The 2,299-nt window shown below is 68.5% G+C and carries 1 protein-coding gene; it reads left to right on the top strand.

What is annotated here, in order from left to right; genetic code table 11:
• The first annotated feature begins 513 nt into the window (after nt 1–513).
• A complete protein-coding gene (locus V8Z74_RS26065) occupies nt 514–2,043 on the top strand; it encodes an IS91-like element ISCR14 family transposase (protein ID WP_003149906.1) in 1,530 nt (509 codons plus the stop codon).
• Nucleotides 2,044–2,299 lie beyond the last annotated feature (256 nt).

The following is a 2,299-nucleotide window of genomic DNA, read 5'->3' on the forward strand; positions in this document are numbered from 1 at the left end:
TGCGCGGCCAAGCAGGCGTTGCATTTCGGTGTGCAGCACGGATTGCCCGAATGCGTACAGGTGCTCGCGCACGCGCTCGGCATCGTTCTTGCGGAATGCGCTCGTGCCCACACCGAAACCCGTGCTGCTCCTGATCCTCGATGGCTGGGGCCATACAGTGTTACTAACTTACTACGCGCCACCCCGACGCACTCTCGTTGCCCACAAGGAGGCGGCGACGTGGGCAAGCTGTTCGAGAGGGTAAGGGAAGCGCGCTGGATGACCGGGCTATCTCAGGACGCCTTGGCTCCGGTTGGCCCGGTCGTCAGGGAACCGGACCGCGCCAGCGCGGTCCGATCCCGGCAACGACCCGACATCAAGGCCCCAAGGACGGGGCCGGAGCCCGGCAGCGATGCCGGGCTTTTTGTTGTGCCCGCGCCGCGGCAATGTCTGACGCGAAGATCAGAACGCACCGATACGAACGTGCGAACACAGGCGCAACACTGAGCAGCCGTCCCCGCACCGGAGCGCTGCGTGCCGCGCCTCGCCACATCCCGGCGGCAAGCCGCGGGATGCGCGCCACTGCCGTCCGCCCACACCGGTTCGCGGTACGCGCGCCACGCGCCCGAGCGCACGCTGCTGTACGCGTTGGTAGAGGCGCACTACCCGGACTTCATTGCACGGATCGAAGCGGAGGGCCGCTCGCTGCCCGGGTATGTCCGCGAGGCGTTCGATGCCTACCTGCGTTGCGGCGTGCTCGAGCACGGCTTCCTGCGGGTGGTGTGCGAGCACTGCCGTGCAGAGAGGCTGGTGGCCTTCTCCTGCAAGAAGCGCGGGTTCTGCCCGAGTTGCGGCGCGCGACGCATGGCCGAGAGTGCGCGGCACCTGGTCGAGGAGGTGTTCGGCCCGCGGCCTGTGCGGCAATGGGTGCTGAGCTTTCCGTACCCCTTGCGTTTCCTGTTCGCCAGCAAGCCAGAAGCCATTGGCCCGGTGCTGGGCATCGTGCAGCGCGTGATCGCCGGCTGGTTGGCCGATCAAGCCGGCATCGACCGCGCCAGCGCCCAGTGCGGCGCGGTGACGCTGATCCAGCGTTTCGGCAGCGCGCTGAACCTGAACATCCACTTCCACATGCTGTGGCTCGACGGCGTGTACGTGGAAGCCACCGAGCTGCCGCGGCGCGAACTGCGCCTGCACCGCGCCCGTGCGCCTACCACCGCGCAGTCGACCCAGCTGGCAGCTACCATCGCGCACCGGGTGTGTCGGCACCTGACGCGCAAAGGCTGGCTCGAAGGGGAGGGCGAATCGGCCTTCCTGGCAGACAGCGCTGCAGGCGACGACAGCATGGATGGGCTGCGGATGAGTTCGATCACCTACCGCATCGCCACCGGCCGCGACGCTGGCTGCAAGGTCGTCACGCTGCAAACGCTGCCCGGTGACGCCGGTTCGCTGGAGGGCGAAGCCGGCAAGGTCGGCGGCTTCTCACTGCATGCCGGCGTGGCGGCCGAAGCACACGAAAGCCACAAGCTGGAAAAGCTGTGCCGCTACATCACGCGCCCGGCGATCAGCGAGCAGCGGCTGTCGATAGCGCTCCAGGGCAGGGTGCGTTACCAGCTCAAGACCCCGTGGCGCAATGGCACCACGCATGTGGAATGGGATCCGGTGGATTTCATCGCCAAGCTGGCGGCGCTGGTCCCGCCACCGCGCGCCCACCTGACCCGCTTCCACGGGGTGTTTGCCCCGAACGCCGCCCTGCGCGCACAGTTGACGCCATCGGGGCGCGGCAGGCGGCATGACGCCGCTGTGGAGCCGGCGGACGCAAGCGCGAACGACGCGCCGCGCAGCCCCGAGGAGAAGCGCCGTTCGATGAGCTGGGCGCAACGCCTCAAGCGGGTCTTTTCCATCGACGTCACCGCCTGCGTCCACTGCGGTGGCACCGTGCGGATCGTCGCCAGCATCGAGGAACCTGCCGCCATCCGCGCCATCCTCGCCCACTTCGAGAAGCACGGCGCGCTGGAGCAAGCGCACTACCGGCCCGCAGCGCGCGCGCCGCCGCCGGCCGCGTGACGAGGTGCCGGCCACACAGCCGGCAGCCAAGCCAGAGTCCGATCCGATGCGGCCACGACCCCGCAGGGCTGCGCTCGGCCCTGTGCCGGGATTCGGTGAGAAATGGCTACGCACTGAGCCGCTGCGTGGCCCCGCGATGTCGAAAACCCACGCATGAACCCCCGATCTGTGCCCGATCTGTGCCCAAAGCGGCGCTTGCGCGGCCGCTTCCTACCCGCCAGACTCGCCAAAAAGGGCGGTTGAACTTCCTATACCC

This window comes from Comamonas sp. w2-DMI, assembly GCF_040187735.1.
Taxonomy (GTDB): Bacteria; Pseudomonadota; Gammaproteobacteria; order Burkholderiales; family Burkholderiaceae_C; genus Comamonas; species Comamonas terrae.